The following is a 21,387-nucleotide window of genomic DNA, read 5'->3' on the forward strand; positions in this document are numbered from 1 at the left end:
CATTATGATCATAAGGCATACAGAACGATGAATCCAAGCGATGATTTAGAATACCAACTAGAGACACTGGCAATTCGCACAGGGCATGATCGTACCTCTGAAGGTGAGCATAGTGAGCCAATTTTTCTGACTTCATCATTTGTGTGTGAAAGTGCGGCTGATGCTGCAGCAAAATTCTCTGGGCAAATCGCTGGTAATACCTATTCACGTTATACCAATCCAACAGTACAAGCTTTTGAAAAGCGTTTGGCGGTATTGGACGGCGCAGAACGTGCGGTCGCAACCAGTTCAGGCATGGCTGCTGTACATGCAATGTGTATGGCCTATTTAAAAGCGGGCGACCATGTCATTTGTTCTCGTGCGGTATTTGGTTCAATCATCGCTTTATTTGAAAAATATGTCGCGAAATTTGCAGTTGAAGTGACTTTTGTCGATTTGGATGATCTGGATGGCTGGAAACAGGCGATTCGTCCAAACACGCGTATTCTCTTTATCGAAACGCCGTCAAATCCATTGGCACAAGTGGGTGATATGCGGGCTATTGCAGATATCGCCCATGCCAATGGTGCTTTATTTGCAGTCGATAACTGCTTCTGTACGCCAGTATTACAGCAACCGATTAAGTTTGGTGCGGATTTAGTACTTTATTCAGCAACAAAATATATTGATGGTCAAGGTCGTGCGCTTGGTGGTGCAGTTGTTGGTAAAAATGACTTGCTTGAAGAAGTAAATGGTGTGATTCGTACTTTGGGTAATTCAATGAGTCCATTCAATGCATGGATTTTCTTGAAAGGCTTGGAAACACTGAGCATTCGTATGAAAGCCCATTGCGAGAGCGCACAAAAATTAGCGGAATGGCTGCATCAACATGAAAAAGTTGAAAAGGTCTACTACGCAGGTTTGGTCGATCATCCTGGACATGAGTTGGCGAAAAAACAACAAAAAGGTTTTGGTGGTGTTGTATCTTTTGTGGTGAAAGGCCAGCGTGAAGGTGCTTGGACTGTGATCGATAACACCCGTTTCTTGTCGATTACCAGTAATCTAGGTGATGTTAAGTCAACAATTACGCATCCAGCAACGACCTCGCATGGTAGAATGTCGGCCGAAGCTAAACAAGCTGCAGGAATTGAAGAAGGTTTGATTCGTGTGTCTGTTGGTTTAGAAGACATTGATGATATTATTCGCGACATATCACGCGGTTTAGATTTAATTTAACGAGAGAAACTTATGAACATTAATATGCTCATGCAGCAAGCTCAGCGCATGCAAAAAGATATGGAATCAAATCTTAAAAAAGCCAAAGAAGAGCTTGCAAAAACTGAAGTTCATGCGGAAGCTGGCGGTGGTTTAGTTAAAGTAACCATGACTTGCCGTAATGTGGTTAAGCGTATCGAAATTAGTCCTGATTTATTACAAGACGAAGCAGATATGATTGAAGATTTGATTGCTGCTGCGATGAATGATGCCGCACGTCAAGCAGAAGCCATTTCTGAAGAGAAGTTAAAAGGTGCGAACACTGGTATGGGCTTACCACCTGGCTTATCTGGTTTATTTTAAATCCCTCCCGGCCTCCCTTTAAAAAAAGGGAGGAGTACCCCCTCTTTATTAAAGATGGGTGAGGAGCGGTTGTAGCTCCGCAAGGGAGATTATGAGAGTTGATTTGTGTTTAGTGAACGATTTGAACAATTAGTTCAAGCATTACGTATATTGCCAAGTGTTGGTCCCAAATCAGCACAGCGTATGGCATTACATTTGTTAATGAAAAACCGTGAAGGTGCATTTGCGCTTTCTCATGCTTTACATGAAGCATCGAGCCATATTCATGAGTGCCATATTTGTCATTCATTAACAGAAAATGAAATCTGTGATATTTGTGCTTCAGTAGAGCGAGATGAACAATTGCTTTGTGTAGTTGAATCACCAGCAGATGTGATGGCAATTGAGCAGAGTGGCAGTTTTCGTGGGAAGTACCATGTTCTCGGAGGACACCTTTCTCCATTGGATGGTATCGGCCCGGAAGAGATCGGAATTCCATACTTGATTCAGCGGCTCAGCGCAGGGCAGATTCAAGAGGTGATTTTAGCCACTAATGCGACGGTAGAAGGGCAAGCGACTGCACATTATTTAGTTGAAGCAACCAAGCATTTACCGATTCACATGACTCGAATTGCGCAAGGTGTGCCACAAGGTGGTGAACTGGAATATGTAGATAGTCATACCTTAAGTCAAGCTGTACATAACCGTATGCGAATGAAATAGCTGAGTTCATTCGCATTTTTATATATTTATATTAAATTCATGCTGTTAATTTAAACAAATAATTAAATTTTACATATTGTCTAACATTATCGTAGATCTATTTATTGTGATTTGTGGCACTATTGACGGGCGAAAAGGATTTTCGTTTTTTGATGAATGGAAGAGGAGTAATTTCATGTCTTGCATGTGGAATACCAATTAATTTTTTTGTATTTTTCAGTTGAGCAATGACTGACATTGGGCAGTTTTATTGCACATGGTTCTTTATTATTTTACTTGAGCACACATGTTTCAGTTTATCCAACAGCAACAAGATTTAGCTGTTCTCCTCAAGCAGATGGAACAGTGTTCTGTCTACGCCCTTGATACCGAGTTTATTAAGGTCGATACCTTATATCCTAAACTTGGTGTCTGCCAAATCAATTTGAATGGTCAAATTCTATTGCTTGATGGCACCGCATTGGATCTCAGCAATTTTTGGCCGAAAATTTTTGCTGCACAACAGAATATTTTTCATGCCTGTGGCGAAGATATTGATCTGATCTATCATTATGCTGACCAAAAACCATTAAATAATGTATTCGATACGCAAGTTGCGTTGGCATTTCTAGGCCATGGGCTTCAAGTTAGTTATCAAAATGCGCTTAAAACCTGTTTGAATATTGAGATTGAAAAAGATCAGACTCGTTCGGATTGGCTTGCTAGACCATTAACGCAAGAGCAGATGTGCTATGCGGCAAATGATGTAATCTATTTAAGCAAACTTGCAGATGCATTGAAAACAGATCTAAAAGCAAAAGGGCTGTATCAATACGTATTGGAAGATTGTCAGAATCTCACCAAAGAGATTGCGATGGAAACACCATTGGCAGAGTTGTACACTGATATTGGTAATTATCGCCATTCGCGCCGTGAGTTGATGCAATTGCAACAACTCAGCATTTGGCGAGAGCAGATTACCAAGGCGCTGAATCAGCCGCGTAGCTTTATTCTGAGAAACTCCACCATGATTGATTTGGTGGAAAAGAATCCTCGCAATAATTTTCAGTTGGCACGAATTAAAGATATTCGTCCGCACATTGTACGCGAACATGGCAAAATGATTCTTGATTTACTCAAGTTCTTACCGCCAGAGGATGAATGGCCATTGCGCATGGCTAAACCGATCAAGAGTAATTCTAAAGAAGTTGCACCCAAAATTGATGCGTTGATTGAAAGTGTAGTCTTAAAAACTGGGATACCAAAAGAAGTATTACTACGTAAGAAATGGATGAATGCGATCTATGAACATGTGGTATTTCATTTAGATGAGCAGTCCTTACCGAGTTATTTAATGGGCTGGCGCTATGACATTCTGACGCAACCATTGATTGCGTTGTTAAAAGAAGATATTGAATATTTAGCGATGCAAATGAAAATAGCACGTTAGAAAATCAAAGAGCTAATTTATTAGCTCTTTTTTTTGGCTTTGATGATGATCATCATGGGGCGTCTTAATTCATTCTGCCAACTTAACCTTTCCACCATTTCTTTAGGTGGTGTGGGTTCAATCACTGCTGTAATTTCAAAACCTGCAGTTAATAAGGCTGTAATATGGGTTTCAAGCGTTCTGTGATATTTCACAACTTTTGCATCTAAAAAATGGGTTTCTCTTTTGCCTTGTTCGAAATAGTGGTCAACAGGCCAGTGCATCGGCTGTTGCTCTGCATCATAGTACCAATCTTGTTGTTCACAGGCTGTGAAAATAGGATGCTCAACCGAATAGTACAGTTCGCCTTGAGACGTTAATAAGGATGCAGCCTTGGCAAACACAGGCTCAATATCTTCGATGTAATGCAAAGCAAGAGAACTGATTATGACGTCAAAGCTCGCTTTATCTGCTGTAAAGTCCTCAATTGCGGTATGTTGATAATCCACGTTTTGGGCTGATGTTAAGAGACGTGCTTTTTCAAGCATTTTAATGGATAAATCAATTCCGATCACTGAACGAGCACCTTGTTCAGCAGCAAACTGACAATGCCAGCCATAGCCACAACCTAAGTCTAAAACCTTTTTGTTCTTTAACTCGGGTATATGTGTTTTAAATGCGGACCACTCACCAGCAGCATTTAGGCCATGCACTGAGCGAGGCATTTTTGAGTATTCAGTAAAGAAGTGTGGATCATCATATTTGTTTTGTTGCATAGCTGTGCCATTGAAAAATCATGGCTTGATTATGACACTCTGCGCGAATACTCGGAAATAGGTTGTATTGTGAATCTGGAAAAAAGACGACTCTAGCGTTAACAATCGTTAATGTATCCATTTTTATTTTCATGTATGCTGTCTTTGATTGTTAATAGATGTGAGTAAACATGCACTGCGATATTTATAGATCGAGCAAAAAAGATGAAATGTATATGTATATTGCTCGTCCAAATTATCCTGATGACAAGGAACAAGAAAACCCATTTGAAGGTGTTCCAGAAACAGTTCTACAAGCATTTGGCAAAGCCACTTTTGTCATGCATTTAGAACTTCATAATGAGCGTAAACTTGCACGTGCTAACGTTTTACATGTGTTAGATTCATTAAATACCAAAGGCTTTTTTATTCAGATGCCGCCAGAGGGATTAATCAATCCGAATGCGGTAGAACCAGAGGGTTTACGCGGTGCTTGAGACTCTAACAGCGATTTGGTCAAACATTCTTTCAGTACTGGATCAGTTCCCTGAAGAAAATGTTGCGATCATTGTTTATGTTACAGGGACGCTCATTGCATTGTGGTGTTGGTATCGTTTGATGTCACGCCTACCCAATCCAATTGGTGGCATCCTTTGGATTATTGCCTTTGCAGTTCTTGCGACTCCAACAATTTCAGAAGGTCCAAACTCGGCCTTAGCACCAGCAATTTTTGGTTTGCTTTTTGGTGTCCTCACCAAAGAACATGTCTTAGTCTGGTCTAACTTATCATTGATTTTATTTGTCATTGGTACGGGGTTACTGATCGGCTTCTGCTGGTCAAAATACACTGCAAATAAAACTGCACGTTCAGTTTAGATACAACGTTACATATAGAAAAATAAGGTTTTAAAATGTCTGCTGATACACAACACTTCACTGGTACAGATCAATATATTGCGACCGATAGCCTGAAACTTGCAGTGAAAGCTGCTCGTGCCTTACAAAAACCATTATTGGTGAAAGGTGAGCCAGGTACTGGTAAAACATTACTTGCAGAGCAAGTGGCTGAAAGTTTGGGTTTGAAGCTGATTACGTGGCATATCAAATCAACCACCAAAGCCCAGCAAGGTTTGTATGAATATGATGCTGTTTCACGTTTGCGTGATAGCCAGTTAGGTGATGATCGTGTCTACGACATTAAAAACTATATTAAACCCGGTAAATTGTGGGAAGCATTTACCAGCGAAGAGCGTTGTGTATTGTTGATTGATGAAATCGACAAGGCGGATATTGAATTCCCAAATGACTTATTGCATGAACTCGACAAAATGTCGTTTTATGTTTATGAGACAGGTGAGACCATTACCGCAACACAACGCCCAATCGTGATCATTACCTCGAATAATGAGAAGGAATTACCTGATGCATTCTTGCGTCGTTGTTTCTTCCATTATATCGAATTCCCAGATGATGCAACTATGCGTGACATCATTGCAGTACATTTCCCGAATATTTCAAATACCTTGGTGAGTGAAGCCTTACAGGTGTTCTTTAAATTACGTGAAGTTCCGAATTTGAAGAAACCACCTTCAACATCAGAACTCATTGACTGGTTAAGCCTGCTGATGGCAGATGATATGCCAGAAGATGTGTTGCGTAATCATGATAAATCCAAAGCGATTCCACCATTGTATGGTGCCTTGATTAAGAATGAACAAGATGTGCAATTGCTTGAACGTTTAGCCTTTATGTCACGCCGCTAAGAGTGTTTAAAAATGTTTGTGCGACTGTTTTACACCTTACGCAAATATGGCGTACCTGTAACAACACGTGAGCTCATTGATCTTAATCAGGCGGTAGCTTCAGGTCTTGTGTTTGCAGATCAGGAACAGTTCTATCAATTGGCTAAAACGGTTTTAGTCAAAGATGAGCGCTTTTTTGATAAGTTCGATCGTGCCATGAAAGATTATTTTGATGGCATCGAAACTTTTGATTTAGATGAATTGCTGAAACAAGTTCATAAGTTACCCAAAGACTGGTTTGATCTTGAACTATTAGAGAAACATCTTACACCTGAGCAACGTGCAGAATTGCAAAAAGCAGGTTCTCTCGAAGAACTGATGAAAATGTTGGAAGAACGCTTACGTGAACAACATAAAAAACATCAGGGTGGCAATCGTATGGTTGGTACTGGGGGAACTTCACCTTTCGGTGCGTTTGGTGATCATCCTGAAGGTGTTCGTATTGGTGGTCCAGGGCGTAAACGTTCGGCGGTTAAAGTTTGGGAACAACGTAAATACCAAAATCTGGATGATGATCAGGTTTTGGGAACCCGTCAAATGCAAATCGCCTTACGTCGTTTGCGTAAATTTGCACGCCAAGGTGCGGCTGAAGAGCTGGATGTCGATGGCACTATTCGTGAGACAGCAAAACAAGGGATTTTGGATGTACAACTGGTTCCAGAACGTCGTAACCGCATTAAAGTATTAATGCTGTTTGATGTTGGTGGTTCGATGGATGCCTATATCGCTGAGTGTGAAAAGCTATTTAGTGCGGCCAAATCAGAGTTTAAAACCCTCGAATATTTCTATTTCCATAACTGTCTATATGATCATGTGTGGAAGGATAACCATCGCCGTAGTTCAACCCGTATGAATACTTGGGATCTGTTCTATACTTATGGACGTGATTATCGGGTCATCGTGGTTGGTGATGCCAGTATGGCGCCGTATGAATTAAAATCTGCGGGTGGCTCAGTTGAATATATGAATGAAGAATCGGGTGAAGTGTGGCTTAGACGTTTACGTCAGCACTTTGACAAAACCGCTTGGTTGAACCCTGAAATGGAAGGTTACTGGCATTACACCCAAACCATTAACTGGATTAAAGAAATTTTTGAGAATCATATGTTTCCAATGACCTTAAAGGGCATTGAAGATATGACACGCTATCTATCGCGTTAAAACTTTATATTAAGACTTTATAAGAACAGGAAAAAACATGGAACATCAAATTAATGGCGTTGCTTTGCCAAATGAAGCAGGTTTCTTTGGCAACTTTGGTGGTCAGTTCATTCCACCGCATTTAAAAGAAGCCATGGATGAAATTAACACGGCTTATGAAGAGATTCGTCATACCGCTGAGTTTCAGGATGAGTTAAACGACTTATTTAAAAACTATGTTGGCCGTCCAAGCCCATTGTTCCATGCCAAGCGTTTGTCTGATCAATTGGGCGGGGCGCAAATTTATTTAAAACGCGAAGATCTAAACCATACCGGTGCGCATAAAATCAACCATTGTTTGGGTGAGGCATTGCTTGCCAAATATATGGGCAAAAGAAAAGTCATTGCCGAGACAGGTGCGGGGCAACACGGCGTGGCTTTGGCAACGGCTTGTGCATTGGTTGGTATTCCATGTGAAATCCATATGGGTCAGGTTGATATCGAAAAAGAACATCCGAATGTTGTGAAGATGAAAATCTTGGGTGCGAAACTGGTTGCTGTGACTCAAGGGACTGCGACCTTAAAAGATGCAGTGGATAGCGCATTTGAAGAGTATTTAAAAGATCCTAAAAACTATATCTATGCCATTGGTTCGGTGGTGGGTCCACATCCATTCCCAAAAATGGTTCGTGATTTTCAATCGATTATTGGCAATGAAATCAAAACCCAGTCTAATGAGCGTTTTGGTCAGAATCCAGATTATGTGGTTGCCTGTGTTGGTGGTGGTTCTAATGCGATTGGCGCATTCACCGCTTTTTTAAATACGCCTGAAGTTCAATTAGTCGGTGTAGAACCTGCGGGTCATGGCCTAGATACAGATAAACACTCAGCCACTTTGACCTTGGGTAAGCCCGGGCAGATTCATGGTATGGCGTGCTATGTACTGGAAGATGATAACGGTGAGCCATTACCAGTACATTCGATTGCATCAGGCTTGGATTATCCGGGTGTCGGGCCACAACATAGTTTCCTGAAAGAGCTTGGCCGTGTGCAATACGAAACAGCGACGGATCAGGAATGTTTGGACGCATTTATGACACTTTCACGTGTTGAAGGTATTGTACCTGCCTTAGAAAGTTCACATGCTGTGGCTTGGGCATTACGTGAAGCACCTAAAATGGATAAGAACATTAAGATTGTGGTGAATCTTTCTGGTCGTGGCGATAAAGACTCGGATTATGTCGCAGAAAAGCTAGGCTTATAAGTTCAGACTGAATATCTCATTGTGAATAGACCGCTTCTTGTAGAGAGGCGGTTTTTTTATTGTTAAATCAACCTTAATCCCGTTAGAATAAAGCGTTTTGCAATTAGCACTTTTGGAGACGCCTAAGTGGAGCGACCGACAATCAGCCCTGAACATTTACAAGAAGCGGCTGAAAACCTAGTAACCATTCGAGATTTTGTTCGTTTTGGGGTAACCGCACTACGTCAATATGACGCGCACTTAGGTCAAGGTACTCAAGATTATTTTGCAGAGAGTTCTGCATTGGTACTACAAACACTATCACTTGAGTGGAAAGCGGACGCTGAAATTCTGGATGCCAAACTTTTACCAAGCGAAAAAGCAGAATTCCTCAGCTTGTTAGAACGTCGTATCAATGATCGTATTCCAACCTCATATTTATTGAACTTGGCCTATTTCTTCAATAAGCCATTCTATGTAGATGAGCGTGTTTTGATTCCGCGTTCACCGATTGCTGAGTTGATTGAACAACGTTTTGCACCGTACTGCCTAGATGAAAATGGCCGTATGTTGGAAGCGTTAAACAACTTGCCTGAAAACAACAATCCGAAAACACCACAACGTATTTTAGATATGTGTACGGGTTCCGGTTGTATTGCGATTGCGTTAGCTTATGCCTTTCCAGAATCAGAAGTCGATGCGACTGATATTTCAAAAGAAGCACTGGAAGTGGCTTCAATCAACACTGAGCACCATGATAAACAGTATCAAGTGGCTTTACTTGAATCTGACTTGTTCTCAAAAATTCCTGCTGAAAACCAATATGACCTGATCGTCAGCAATCCACCGTATGTGGATGCAGAAGATATGGCGGATTTACCAGAAGAATTCTTACATGAGCCTGAGCTTGCACTGGCTGCGGGGCAAGATGGCTTAGATTTAGTCCGTAAGATGTTAGCTCAAGCTGCTGATTATTTAACGGAAGATGGCCTGATTGTGATTGAAGTTGGTAACTCTGAATGGGCAATGCGTCAGAACTTCAATACAGTTGACTTCCATTGGCTCACTTTCCAAAAAGGCGGTTCTGGTATTTTTGCTTTAACTGCTGAACAATGCCGCCGTTATAAAGAAGTCTTTCAGCAATCAGTTCAAAACTAAGGGGTTAAAGCATGGCAGGGAATAGTATTGGGCAACTGTTTCGAGTAACAACCTGTGGCGAGTCACATGGTGCGGGCTTGATGGCGATTGTCGATGGCGTGCCGCCTGGTCTTGAGCTTTGTGAAGCAGATTTGCAAAAAGATTTAGACCGCCGTAAACCGGGAACATCGAAGTTTGCAACGCAACGTAAAGAACCAGATCAAGTTGAGATTATCTCGGGTGTTTTCGAAGGTAAAACCACAGGAACATCGATTGGTTTATTAATCCGTAATACGGATCAGAAATCAAAAGACTACGGCAATATCGCTCAAACTTTCCGTCCAGGCCATGCGGATTACACTTATACGCAAAAATACGGTTTCCGAGACTATCGTGGTGGTGGTCGTTCGAGCGCCCGTGAAACGGCAATGCGTGTTGCGGCAGGTGCAATTGCCAAGAAATATCTTGCTGAAAAATTTGGTATTGATATTCGTGGACATGTCACACAAATTGGCAATGAGGTTGCAGAAAAGTTGGATTGGGCAGAAGTGCCGAATAACCCATTTTTCTGTGGTGATGTGGATGCGGTACCTCGCTTTGAGCAACTTGTGACTGCATTACGCGAGCAAGGCACCAGTTGTGGTGCCAAGCTTGAAATCATTGCTGAAAAAGTACCTGTGGGTTGGGGTGAACCTGTCTTTGATCGTTTAGATGCGGATATTGCCCATGCCATGATGAGCATCAATGCGGTTAAAGGTGTTGAAATTGGTGATGGTTTTGCGGTTGCGGGGCAGTTTGGCCATGAAACCCGTGACGAACTGACGACAGATGGCTTCCTTGCCAATCATGCAGGTGGCATCTTGGGTGGGATTTCAAGCGGTCAGAGCATTCGTGTTGCGATTGCATTGAAACCGACTGCAAGTATTACCACACCAGGTAAAACCATTACGATTGAACGTGAAAATACTGATGTATTGACCAAAGGTCGTCATGATCCGTGTGTCGGTGTACGTGCAACACCAATTGCTGAAGCAATGCTTGCGATCGTGTTAATGGATCATTTTTTAAGACATCGTGCACAAAATGCAGATGTTGTTGCTCCATTTAAACCAATCGAACCATAATAAAAATATTAAGCCGCACATATAATTTATTATATCTGCGGCTTGTGTCACGTTTTAAAATACTTAGATTAAATTAGTTTAATATTCATTTAATAACCATTAATGAATTATAATGCTTCAGAAATCATATTATCTGATGTTGCAATGTGATATTGATTTCGACCATTACTTTTTGCGATATATAATGCATGATCCGCTTGTGCAACAAACTCAGAAAGACTGTCACCTACACAGGGAACCATTGTTGCAACACCTACGCTAATGGTCACATGTTTTGAAACATTGCTACGTGGGTGCAAAATTCCAATATTACGTACTAGCTCCATCAATCTTTGTACCTGAGTAATGGCTTGATCACGGTCAGTCATTGAGAAGAGTAGTAGAAACTCTTCTCCACCATAACGTGCAGCCAGATCACCACTACGCGAGGCGATAGAGCCCAACATAATCGCAATACGTCTCAGGCATTGATCGCCTTGAATATGTCCTAAAGTATCGTTGTAGAGCTTAAAGAAGTCGATATCAATCATCATGATGGTAATCGGCATTTCATGGCGTGTTGCTCTTTTCCACTCATTTTCCAATACTTCATCTAGGTAGCGTCGGTTGGCAAGACCAGTTAAAGCATCTTGCTGGGATAAAATAGACAACTGTTGTGCTTGTCGCATCAATTCTAAACGGTTAAGTTCAATCATACAGTTCTGCAAATAATTCTCACGGTGCTGGCGATCAGTTGCATAAGCAAGTGCCATACCCAGAAAACTACTGAAGGTGTAAGTACGGTTGAGGAAGGTCCAATCAATTGCCCCGCTAAACCATGTACTCGCTGCAATACCAATCAATCCGCCGACCCAACCAGCAATGATGGCTGTGTAGAAACGCATTCCTACAAAGGCATAGATGATGACCACCGCATACATCATCGCAGCATGGAACAAGACATTATTTTGACTTTGCTCCAATACGTTAATGATGGTGAAAGAGATTGCAACGGCGCCTGTTGAGCCGATACAAACATAGTAATCGAACCACTTATTCATGCTTGGCAGGAACGAAAGTAACCATGCCAATGTAATGATGATACCCACCCAACCGTAGGTTGCCATCCAAGTAATACGTAGGTCTGTAGGTAAAACCTGATAAATACCGAAGCTTAGAAATAGATATAAACCTAAAATAATAGGGGCGCGATAGCGGAACTCATGCGCAGCCTCATTTCTGTACTGATCTCGATAGATCACTTCTAATTCTTTAGGAAACCAAACTAAATTTAGCCCGCGAGAAATTAACAAGTCGATTTGTTCTTGTCCCAAAATATTGGAAGCTTTCAACTTCATCTTATCTCTCACCACTCCCAAATGTTGTTATAAATGTCAAAATAGGGATTATTTTTTTACTACGTTACACTGATTTAAATAGAATGTGTATTAGATTATAAAAAAATATTAATTTTTATATAAGGGTCATTGCCTAATATAATGATTCAAGTTTAAATTAGATTCAAGAAATAAAAACTGTTACAAACTAAATCACAAACGATTGTATCTTTACGGTATTAGGATACAATTTATAAAAAAGCAGCAATCATCGAAGATGATTGGATTAAGTCATACGAAATAGGATGCATCGCAATGACTGCTATGAATCAATATGGAACAAAATTAGAAATTACACCCCATTCGGGTTGGGCGCAACGATTCTGGGATGAATTATTACCCTCAAAAGAACGAGTGAGTAAACATCCGTTATTCTTAGATATGGCCAATGGCTGTTTAAGCCTTGAATGCTTTCGTTCAGCCTTACTGAATTTTTATCCACTGGTCGCACATTTTCCTTCCTATATGGCGGGATCGCTAGCGAAAGCGACTGCTTTTTCACTGGAAGGGGTAACCGAAACCCGAGACTGGCTGATTCAAAACATCAAGGTTGAGGAGCGGCATTTGAACTGGTATCAGGACTGGGCGGGGGGCTTTGGTCTGACAGTTGAAATGTTGAATAATGTGAAACCACCTGTCGCCATGAATGCCGTTAATCACTTCTTGTGGGATGTTAATTTTCGTGGAAGTTTAGCAGAGAGTATTGCAGCGACCAATCTTGCGATAGAGTGGGCGACAGGTGACTGGACCATTCAGGTCTATAAAGGGATTCAAACCTACACTCAACATCCAGAAGTAAACATCAACAAGCGTTCTCTAGCATGGTTAAGAGCACATGCACATTATGATGATCTACATCCCTATGAAGCGATGGAGCTGATTAAGCGCCTATGTGATAAAGACCCTGTACTGCAAAAGAAAGCATTCTTAGCGGCAAAGGAAGGGCTTGAATACTATGAACTCGCCTTAGATGAGTGCTATAAGCTACAGCATAAAAATTAAGGATTCGCTATTCAGTCTGAATTAGATCTGATCTATGTATGTGATAAAAGTCTCCTTGGTTTTGGAACCAAGGAGACTTAAGTGCTTATTCTGTTTAAATCTTAAACCATCGCAGGGTCACTCACAGAGTCTTCACCTGTTTCTACACGACCTGCAAAGCGACGATAAAACTTAGCATCTTGAGTACACGTCACAGCAAAATCATACCATTGCCAAGCATCTTTCAACTCCCAATGCTGAGTGGCGCTTTGTCCTGCTTTTACGGTTAGTTTCAGTGGAGCGTCAGTTCTATAAACCACTGGGGTGATCACCAACTCAATATCTTTAGCACCCGTATTATTTAGATCGGTATAAACATTACCATTGGCAATATCATAGCAAACACGAATTTCAGGATTGATTTGCAGATCTTGATTACGGTTCAGATCACCCTTGAAGTGTCGATGAAAGCCATTTGGTCCCATCACCCAAAGATCGTATAAGCCTTGATTGTCTTTCTGCGAATTCCAGACATCATCGAGAGTTTTTCCTGCTTCTACAATGTAACGACGTGGAACACGAGTTAAATTTAATTTGTCGTAGACATGAAACACCGCACCTTGTGTCCCTGTATTTGAAAACAGCAGTTTGACTGTTCCGTCATTCAGGCAGCGTGCACTGGTATGCAATTCATAAGGCAGAGCTTTTGAACGACGAATACCACTGGCTTGGATTGGCAATTGTAAATTGCTTGGAATTGGAACATTGGGTAACTTTTGCTGGGAGCTACGTAATTGATCCGCTTGCTCACGTGTTTGTTTACCATTTAGTGTTGGCAGTACATCTTCATTCGGTGTTTTAAAGTTAAATGCAGAGGTCAGATCTCCACATACAGTACGGCGATAAGGACTGATATTGCTTTCTTTAACGCCAAAACGTTTTTCGAGGAACATCAATACCGAGGTGTGATCAAAGACTTGAGAGTTGACAATCCCCCCACGACTCCAAGGTGAAATCACAAATAAAGGAACGCGGGGACCGGGACCATAAACACCATTGTCCTTGTTCGGTTGGCTGGTACTGCCTAGAGGTGCATCATGTACATAGTATTCATGACGCATATCCGCTGGGCTGAGGGTTGATTTGCCTGCATACGTATTATCTGCTTGCAATGTTGGTGCTGATGGAGAAGGAACATGGTCAAAATAACCATCATTTTCATCAAAATTAATCAGGAAAACAGTTTTACTCCAAACTTCAGGTACGGCTGTTAACGCATCTAAGATTTCTTGAATAAACCATGAGCCTTGTACGGGACTTGATGGGCCAGGATGTTCACAATAAATGGAAGGTGCATTGATCCATGATACCTGTGGCAATTTGCCAGTTTTGATATCATTTTTAAATGCATCTAGGAATTCTTCCGGTTGATTACCAGGTAAGGTATTGGCAATGCCTTTATAAAGCGGATTTTTGGCATTATCTGTGGTTGCATCATAGGCTTTGTAAGGTAACTTTTGCGCAGCCTTGTTATAAGGGCTATTGGGTGCTCCACCACTTGAGACGGGATAACCCGAATCGATATTGGCTTTTCTAAAGCTGCGGAAGGCACCTAACATGTTATCGCCCCATTCATCGGGCATATTTTGATAACAAATCCAATTGATTCCTGCTTCTTCTAGGCGTTCAGCATAGGTTTTCCATGTATAACCAACATCTACCGTTTTTGGATCTCCATCAATCCAGTCCCATTCATTATTCACAAATGCGGTACTGGTCGGCACTGCACCATTGGTTCCGGTTAAGTGGAATGAACGATTGGCATCTGTACCAGTATGCATAGCGCAGTGATAAGCATCACAAATGGTAAATGCATTGGCCAATGCAAATTGATAAGGGATTTCCTGTTCCTTGAAATAACCCATGGCATAGTCAGTTTTATAGGTTGGCCAGTTTGACATACGGCCATTGTCCCATGCTTTTTGGCTATCTACCCAAGTGTGATTGGTCCCAGGTGCACGTTGGGCATTATTACTTGAGCCATCTAGATGAAATGGTGTTAATAATGCTCCATTACTACGTTGTTGCTGCCAAACGGTGCGTCCATTTTGTAAAGGAATGGTGAAACGATCGGCAAAACCACGAACGCCTTTTAATGTTCCAAAATAATGGTCAAAGGACCGGTTTTCCTGCATCAGGATAACGACATGCTCAACATCTTGAATCGTACCTGTTTTATTATTGGCTGGAATCGCCAAGGCTTTTTGAATGCTGGCTGGAAAGGTGGTTAACGCAGCAGCGCCAAAGCCCGTTTTAAGTGTATTTGCTAAAAATTGACGACGATTAATCACGATATTTTCCCTATCTAGTTATTCTTATGCTTATGGTGCACAGCGCATGACTGGTTTTTTGCTGTCATCAGGTTTCGTTGCGACCTGATTGTCGTTTGAGTCATTACACGCGGTGAGAGCGAATAAGAAGGGGAAAACATAAAGACATGCCAACCATCGTTTGGTTTTTTTCAACATTTGCTTCATCCATAACAAAGATGTCAACACACTAGACAGACCGTGTGACAGCTCAGTGTCACCTTTATGACGATTCATTGACGTTTCATATGAAAGTGGGTGTAAAGCGTGCAAATTGATTACTGCAAAAACTAGTTTTAAAAAAAATTCAATTAACCACCATGTGGATTTCGATTCAGGTAGAAAAATAGGGATGATCATTTTCATATTTTTTGTTAAGATATTATTAATGATTATCATTATCTTTTAAAATGTCTGATCCAGTTAATACGCTCTATCGTCAACATCATTCTTGGCTGTACCAATGGTTGAAACGACGTCTCAATCACAGTGAAGATGCAGCAGATTTAGCTCACGATACTTTTATTCGTATTTTAAAGCGTAAAGATCAATTGTATTTTGATCAGCCGCGTGCGTTGTTAACCACAGTTGCCAAAGGCATATTAATTAATTGGTACCAACGTAAGTCGATAGAAAAAGCCTATTTGGAAGCACTGAGTAGTCGACCTGAGTATGATGAGATTAGCCCTGAGCAAAAAATCTCAGCAATTGAATCACTCTGTCTGATTAACCAACTTTTAAATCAAATGCCTGAACGTCAACAGCAGGTATTCATTTGGTCTCAACTTGAGGGGCTTACCCAGCAAGAGATTGCGAATCGTTTGGATATTTCTACACGAACGGTTATGCGAGATTTGGTTGCTGTACTGACTCAATGTTTAGCGATCATGGATTGATACTTAAATGTCTCAGACACAAATTTTAAAAGAGGCAGCTGAATGGATTGTGCTGATTCAGGCATCAGCATTAACCGATGCTCAACAGATTGAATTTGAAGCGTGGAAAAATCAAAGCAAAGCGCATCAAACCGCATGGCTTAAAGCAGAGTATTTACTGAGCAGTTTTGAAAATTTTCCTGAAAATGGTCAGGAAATCATTAAAAAAGGTAATCAGGCGGCACGGTTTCAGTGGAGCAAACATCTTGTCGTGGCTTGTATTGCGTGTCTGGGAAGTATCATTGCATGGAATTCTGATTATAAATATTTGTGGTTGTCTGATTACAGTACGGCCATTGGTCAACAGAAGAATGTGACACTTGAGGATGGAACACAACTTCAATTAAATACCAGTACAGCACTTGATGTTCGCTATACACCACATCAACGAACGCTGCGATTGCACTACGGTGAAATACAGATTCATACCGCAAAAGAGACTCACAGCGATCGTCCATTTTTTGTCGAGACTGAAAGCGCGCATTTACAAGCATTAGGAACAGTCTTTAATGTGCAATATCTCAAAAATAAACAACAGCAAACCTGTTTAGGCGTGATTGAAAGTGCGGTCAAGGTCACGCTGAATCAATCTAAAAAAATGACAGTTGTGCAGGCAGGTGAGCAGTTATGTTTTGATGATACTGATTTTAAAGCATTGGGACAGCTTGATCCGAATGTGTTGGTTTGGAAAAATCAGATGATCATGGCATTTGAAATGCCTTTAGAGCAGCTATTGCAAGAGATTGGGCGTTATCAGCATCAATATGTTGATATCGATCCTCAATTAAAAGTATTAAAGGTCTCTGGTTCTTATCCTGTCAATAACTTGATTCAGTTGCAGTCTGCTTTGGAATTAAGCTATCCGATTCGTATGCAGCGACATTTAGGTGATCATGTCATTACAATTCAGGCTAAAAATGGAAAAAGAGAAAAATAATTGAAAATTGCTGTCAGCTTTTTGGCTTTGGACGGGTAATACAGTTAAACCTAAGTAACTGGAGAAATCTTATGGCAACTTCACTCGTCCTCAATCAGCTTGCGTCACGGTTAAAAATTGAAACCGCCAGTCAGCACCAACAGATGCATCTTTTGATGGAGGAAGCTCAAGTATTTGCTGATACACAGCGTTATGCAAAATTTACCTTGGCTCAATATTATTTTCAGCAAAATGTTGAATATTTATTCAGGCACCCTGAAGTTTCTACCCTTATTTCTGATTTGGATATTCGCGGTCGCTCCCAAGCAGCATTACTGGATCTTTATGACTTACAGCTCACACCTGAAGTTCATGAATTACTTGCTGAAAATGTAGGTTTTCCAGAAGCGCTAGGCTGGATTTACGTATCTGAAGGTTCAACTTTAGGTGCAGCATTTTTATTTAAACAAGCACAGCAGCTTTTAGGACTGAATGCTGAATTTGGGGCACGTAATTTGGCTGCGTATCCAGAAGGTAGAGCGAGGGTATGGAAGCACTTCATTACTGAAATTGATACTGCTCAATTGAGTGAGAGTGAACAAGATCAAGTCATTTTAGGAGCCAAACAGGCATTTGATTACTTTGGTAGCTTGCTGAAAAATATTGATTAAGCAGCAACCCTATGCCAAAAAATGCTTCTATAAGGTATAAGGCGAAAAGTACAGATTGCAGTGATGTAGATATTTTACAAGCACCGCAAAAAGAAAAACTCCATGCATCGATCATCATGCGTGGAGTGTATATCGCTCTAACCATTATTTGTCTGATTTTGGCAGTGCTGGGTATCGTATTACCCGGCGTGCCTACTTTTGATTTCTTATTTCTCGCTACCTTTTTTGCTGCTAAAGGCTCAGCAAAATTGCATCGCTGGATTCATCAGAATCGTTACATCCATCTGCTACTTACCCAATACGCGGGCGGATTTAAATCCATTTCCCGTTCACGTAAATATATGATGACATTAACGATTGTTTTAATTTTAATCAGCTTGATACTTTCATCTTTGCATTTGCACATCAAGTTAACTTTCATGCTTCTTTTACTTGTTTTCGTACTGTGGGTATGGAGTAGAGCAGAAAAAAGTTGAAATTTAATGTCATATTTTTGGAAATCACTGGGTAATGATTATTGAAAATGAAAATCATTAGCAAGTGTGGATCTTCCTATGAAATTTAAAAAGCAAACATTAGCAATACTCATACACTGTTTTTGTATCAGTGGAGCTCATGCAGAGATAACGTCATCTGTTCGGATATTAGATAAGCCAGCTGTAGAGAGAACCTATCAAATTGCAGAGAACCCATTGGGCTACGTGCTGTCAAGCTTTGCGGCACAGTCTGGCATTGTGTTGAGCTATGATTCTGAGCAGCTAAAAGGTCTGAAAAGTAAGGGAATATCAGGAAAGTATTCAGTTCAGCACGGTTTTGACTATCTCTTGTCGGATCAACCTTATCAAGTCATCAAACAAGGGCAAACCTATCTTTTAGTTCCCAAAAACAGCTCCATGCTCAGTCATGTAGAAAAACTAACTTCTCATGCAAATACGCATTCACACTTAGAGCAGGATGCTAAAGCTATTGTGGTCATGCCAGAAATAAAAGTGAATGCCGAACAACAAAACCAAAAGGTAAATACCACTCATCTTGATCGAGAACAGATTAGCCGATTTAGAGGAACGGGTAATGGGGATGTGTTTTCCGATATTGCAGGGGTACAGGTCAACAGCTTACGTAATGAGGCAGGTGCAATAGATATTGGAATCCGTGGCATGCAGGGTGAAGGGCGTGTTCCAGTGATCATTGACGGTAGTTTACAGTCCAGTCATACCTTCCGAGGTTATCAGGGCGAGAGTGACCGTACTTATATCGATATGGATTTGATCAGCCAAATCGAGGTTGAAAAAGGTGCATCTCGGGCTAAGTTTAGCGTAGGTGGAATTGGAGGGATTGTAAAAATGCGAACCCTAAGTGCCAATGATATTTTATTGCCAAATCAAAATGCCGGTGTCATGCTCAAAGGAAGCTTTTATAACAATAACAGAACACCACAAACCTCAGACAATGAAAAGGAGCAAATGTCTTATTTGCTGCACAATAAAATTTCATCTAACAATTTTCAAAATGGTGCTGGTACATTGGCACTGGCTTATCGGAACGATATGTTTGACTTAGTCGCTGCTTATAGTAAGCGAGAAGTTGGTAATTACTATGCTGGCAAACATGGCATTGAGCATTACGAAAAGCGGGATATTGTCGACGTTGGTCCAGGTCAAGAGGTAGTGAATACCAGTTATCAAAGTGATTCAGGCATTATTAAAGCTGGAATGAATATCACCGATGAACATCGTGTCGAAGTAAATTTGCGACGTCATGTCCAAAAAGCGGGTGAAGTCATGGCTTTTTATTGGAGTCGATCTAAAGTGATTGACCCTAATTCACCGCCGTACGGATATATCGATGACGAGTATGTTGAGCCAAAATACATAGAAAATGCCTATACCATGCCACAGTGGTCTCTAGGTTCAGCAGCCGTTAATGCATTCAGTACCAGTTATACTTATAAGCCGAAACATAACTCTTTGGTAGATCTCGAATTAGGGGTGTGGCATACAAACGCTAAATATCGCCAGCACAATGGCATGATTGGGATGAAAAATTCTAGTTATGGAGATCAATATTGGGGGAGTTTCCAAGATTATCGTAGTGGTTTAAACCTTGAAAATACCAGTAAATTTGATCAGGTCACATTCAATTATGGTTTAACCTACGATGAACAGCGTATGAAGCCGCGTCATCTGGTTGATCATGAAATTGCACGGGATGGATTACGCAAAGAGTCCTCAGTTTTCCTCAATGGTGACTATGTTTTTAATGACTTTAGTTTAAGTTTAGGGAGTAAATGGCATAAAGCCAAAGTGAAAGACTATGGTGATCAGTACCGACCAATGACACCTGTGGCGCATTCAGACTTAAATAATAAGGGTTATGCTGTACGTGACTTAGGAGGGAACATCGATTGGATGTCTCAACTCAACTATAAATTATGGGACGGTATTGATCTTTATGGAAAACTCTCCAATACACATCGTAGCCCAAGTCTGTTTGAATCAACTGTTTCAGGTCAAACCTTTAGTTATGATCCAGACCTACCGATTAAACCTGAGAATTCACGTCTTATTGAGTTAGGATTTATCGGTGAGCGTGAAAACGTGTTTGCTCAAGATGACCATTTAAAATTTAACCTGAATTATTTCCGCAATCAAACGAAAGATTTTCTGACACAGGGCGTACAAAGAAAAGAAATTCCGAATCAAATTACGCCTGACTTTATTCTTCCCTATACAAGCTCTTATACCTTCGTCAATTATAATCAAGTTGTAATGAAGGGTTTGGAGTTTGATCTTTCCTACAATCATCCGAGTTTCTTTACCAGCTTGAATGGAACCTTGTATCAAGCACCTAAAGTCTGTCCTGCAAGTAAAGCGGAATGTAATGAAGTGGGAGATTCTTGGAGTCTGATCTCTACTCGTCTGCCACCACGTAAGATTTTTAATATTACAGTAGGCAAAAACCTATTTGAAAATAAACTTGTGGTCGGTGCTCGTGCTAAGTACCACTCGGAAAAGAAAAACCCTAAAGGTTGGTTGGCAAGTACAGGTGTAAGTGGACGGGCTGTGACTGAAATTTCTTCTGAAACTTTAATTGATCTGTTTGCAAGCTATAAGTGGAATCCAAATGTTGCCTTATCATTTAATGTCGATAACTTAACAAATCGCTATAACTTTGATCCTGGTACGGTGATTGGTATGCCGCTTCCAGGACGTACCATCAAAGCAGGCATTGAAATGAAGTTCTAACAGATAAAACGATAAGGTTCTTAGCC

Annotated in this window: 21 protein-coding genes; 17 read left to right on the plus strand and 4 right to left on the minus strand. The window is 40.9% G+C overall.

All coding sequences use genetic code 11. The features are described 5' to 3' along the window. Nucleotides 1-27: 27 nt before the first annotated feature. The 4 genes from F902_RS11325 (at nucleotide 28) to F902_RS11340 (ending at nucleotide 3,688) form a co-directional block, all read left to right on the plus strand. Nucleotides 28-1,215, plus strand: a complete 1,188-nt coding sequence (locus F902_RS11325) for an O-succinylhomoserine sulfhydrylase (RefSeq protein WP_005203528.1) — start codon at nucleotides 28-30, stop codon at nucleotides 1,213-1,215. Nucleotides 1,216-1,227: 12 nt separating this feature from the next. Then, complete coding sequence (locus F902_RS11330; protein ID WP_004653412.1) at nucleotides 1,228-1,557, plus strand: YbaB/EbfC family nucleoid-associated protein; 330 nt, start codon at nucleotides 1,228-1,230, stop codon at nucleotides 1,555-1,557. 105 nt (nucleotides 1,558-1,662) lie between these two features. Next, on the plus strand, nucleotides 1,663-2,259 hold the full coding sequence (recR, locus tag F902_RS11335; RefSeq protein ID WP_004653413.1) for a recombination mediator RecR: 597 nt from the start codon (nucleotides 1,663-1,665) through the stop codon (nucleotides 2,257-2,259). 286 nt (nucleotides 2,260-2,545) lie between these two features. Continuing rightward, nucleotides 2,546-3,688, plus strand: coding sequence for a ribonuclease D (locus F902_RS11340; RefSeq protein WP_005203529.1), 1,143 nt, complete (start codon nucleotides 2,546-2,548; stop codon nucleotides 3,686-3,688). 20 nt (nucleotides 3,689-3,708) lie between these two features. Here F902_RS11340 and F902_RS11345 read toward each other — a convergent pair whose 3' ends face one another. After that, the gene (locus tag F902_RS11345; protein ID WP_005203530.1) at nucleotides 3,709-4,443 is read right to left on the minus strand and encodes a class I SAM-dependent methyltransferase; all 735 of its coding nucleotides are present in this window, start codon (nucleotides 4,441-4,443) and stop codon (nucleotides 3,709-3,711) included. Nucleotides 4,444-4,613: 170 nt separating this feature from the next. Here F902_RS11345 and F902_RS11350 point away from each other — a divergent pair, with 170 nt between their 5' ends. The 7 genes from F902_RS11350 to aroC all read left to right on the plus strand — a co-directional run bounded on the left by F902_RS11350 (nucleotide 4,614) and on the right by aroC (nucleotide 10,868). Then, entirely contained in the window at nucleotides 4,614-4,919 is a 306-nt protein-coding gene (locus tag F902_RS11350) for a YcgL domain-containing protein (protein WP_004653415.1), read from the plus strand. Further along, nucleotides 4,912-5,298, plus strand: coding sequence for a hypothetical protein (locus F902_RS11355; RefSeq protein WP_005203531.1), 387 nt, complete (start codon nucleotides 4,912-4,914; stop codon nucleotides 5,296-5,298). Before F902_RS11350 ends, F902_RS11355 begins: the two co-directional genes overlap by 8 nt. A 35-nt stretch (nucleotides 5,299-5,333) precedes the next feature. Beyond that, nucleotides 5,334-6,185, plus strand: a complete 852-nt coding sequence (locus F902_RS11360) for an AAA family ATPase (protein ID WP_005203533.1) — start codon at nucleotides 5,334-5,336, stop codon at nucleotides 6,183-6,185. A gap of 12 nt (nucleotides 6,186-6,197) precedes the next feature. Then, nucleotides 6,198-7,385, plus strand: a complete 1,188-nt coding sequence (locus F902_RS11365) for a vWA domain-containing protein (protein WP_005203534.1) — start codon at nucleotides 6,198-6,200, stop codon at nucleotides 7,383-7,385. A gap of 37 nt (nucleotides 7,386-7,422) precedes the next feature. Further along, nucleotides 7,423-8,628 (plus strand): tryptophan synthase subunit beta, encoded by a 1,206-nt coding sequence (gene trpB, locus F902_RS11370; RefSeq protein WP_005203536.1) that lies wholly within the window; start codon nucleotides 7,423-7,425, stop codon nucleotides 8,626-8,628. 126 nt (nucleotides 8,629-8,754) lie between these two features. Beyond that, nucleotides 8,755-9,765, plus strand: a complete 1,011-nt coding sequence (gene prmB / locus F902_RS11375; protein WP_005203538.1) for a 50S ribosomal protein L3 N(5)-glutamine methyltransferase — start codon at nucleotides 8,755-8,757, stop codon at nucleotides 9,763-9,765. A gap of 11 nt (nucleotides 9,766-9,776) precedes the next feature. Continuing rightward, nucleotides 9,777-10,868: a chorismate synthase gene (gene aroC, locus F902_RS11380; protein WP_005203539.1), complete on the plus strand. Its 1,092-nt coding sequence runs from the start codon at nucleotides 9,777-9,779 to the stop codon at nucleotides 10,866-10,868. A gap of 107 nt (nucleotides 10,869-10,975) precedes the next feature. On the opposite strand, the gene F902_RS11385 is transcribed toward aroC, so the two are convergent. Next, complete coding sequence (locus tag F902_RS11385) at nucleotides 10,976-12,205, minus strand: GGDEF domain-containing protein (RefSeq protein ID WP_005203541.1); 1,230 nt, start codon at nucleotides 12,203-12,205, stop codon at nucleotides 10,976-10,978. Nucleotides 12,206-12,499: 294 nt separating this feature from the next. On the opposite strand from F902_RS11385, the gene F902_RS11390 reads away from it, so the two are divergent. Beyond that, nucleotides 12,500-13,246 carry an iron-containing redox enzyme family protein gene (locus F902_RS11390; RefSeq protein ID WP_005203543.1) on the plus strand — a complete coding sequence of 249 codons (747 nt, stop codon included), beginning with the start codon at nucleotides 12,500-12,502 and terminating at the stop codon, nucleotides 13,244-13,246. 101 nt (nucleotides 13,247-13,347) lie between these two features. Here F902_RS11390 and F902_RS11395 read toward each other — a convergent pair whose 3' ends face one another. Continuing rightward, nucleotides 13,348-15,576 (minus strand): phosphocholine-specific phospholipase C, encoded by a 2,229-nt coding sequence (locus F902_RS11395; RefSeq protein ID WP_005203545.1) that lies wholly within the window; start codon nucleotides 15,574-15,576, stop codon nucleotides 13,348-13,350. A 30-nt stretch (nucleotides 15,577-15,606) separates the two neighbouring features. Next, nucleotides 15,607-15,831: a hypothetical protein gene (locus tag F902_RS22455; RefSeq protein WP_151716717.1), complete on the minus strand. Its 225-nt coding sequence runs from the start codon at nucleotides 15,829-15,831 to the stop codon at nucleotides 15,607-15,609. A gap of 173 nt (nucleotides 15,832-16,004) precedes the next feature. On the opposite strand from F902_RS22455, the gene F902_RS11405 reads away from it, so the two are divergent. From F902_RS11405 to F902_RS11425, 5 genes are all read left to right on the plus strand, one after another. After that, a complete protein-coding gene (locus F902_RS11405; protein ID WP_005203547.1) occupies nucleotides 16,005-16,490 on the plus strand; it encodes a sigma-70 family RNA polymerase sigma factor in 486 nt (161 codons plus the stop codon). A 7-nt stretch (nucleotides 16,491-16,497) separates the two neighbouring features. Then, the gene (locus F902_RS11410; RefSeq protein ID WP_005203548.1) at nucleotides 16,498-17,466 is read left to right on the plus strand and encodes a FecR domain-containing protein; all 969 of its coding nucleotides are present in this window, start codon (nucleotides 16,498-16,500) and stop codon (nucleotides 17,464-17,466) included. 71 nt (nucleotides 17,467-17,537) lie between these two features. Continuing rightward, nucleotides 17,538-18,116, plus strand: a complete 579-nt coding sequence (locus tag F902_RS11415) for a biliverdin-producing heme oxygenase (protein WP_005203549.1) — start codon at nucleotides 17,538-17,540, stop codon at nucleotides 18,114-18,116. An 11-nt stretch (nucleotides 18,117-18,127) separates the two neighbouring features. After that, a complete protein-coding gene (locus tag F902_RS11420; RefSeq protein ID WP_005203550.1) occupies nucleotides 18,128-18,592 on the plus strand; it encodes a YbaN family protein in 465 nt (154 codons plus the stop codon). Nucleotides 18,593-18,670: 78 nt separating this feature from the next. After that, nucleotides 18,671-21,361, plus strand: a complete 2,691-nt coding sequence (locus F902_RS11425; RefSeq protein ID WP_005203551.1) for a TonB-dependent receptor — start codon at nucleotides 18,671-18,673, stop codon at nucleotides 21,359-21,361. Nucleotides 21,362-21,387 lie beyond the last annotated feature (26 nt).

It is taken from the genome of Acinetobacter higginsii, from assembly GCF_000369525.1.
GTDB lineage: Bacteria > Pseudomonadota > Gammaproteobacteria > Pseudomonadales > Moraxellaceae > Acinetobacter > Acinetobacter higginsii.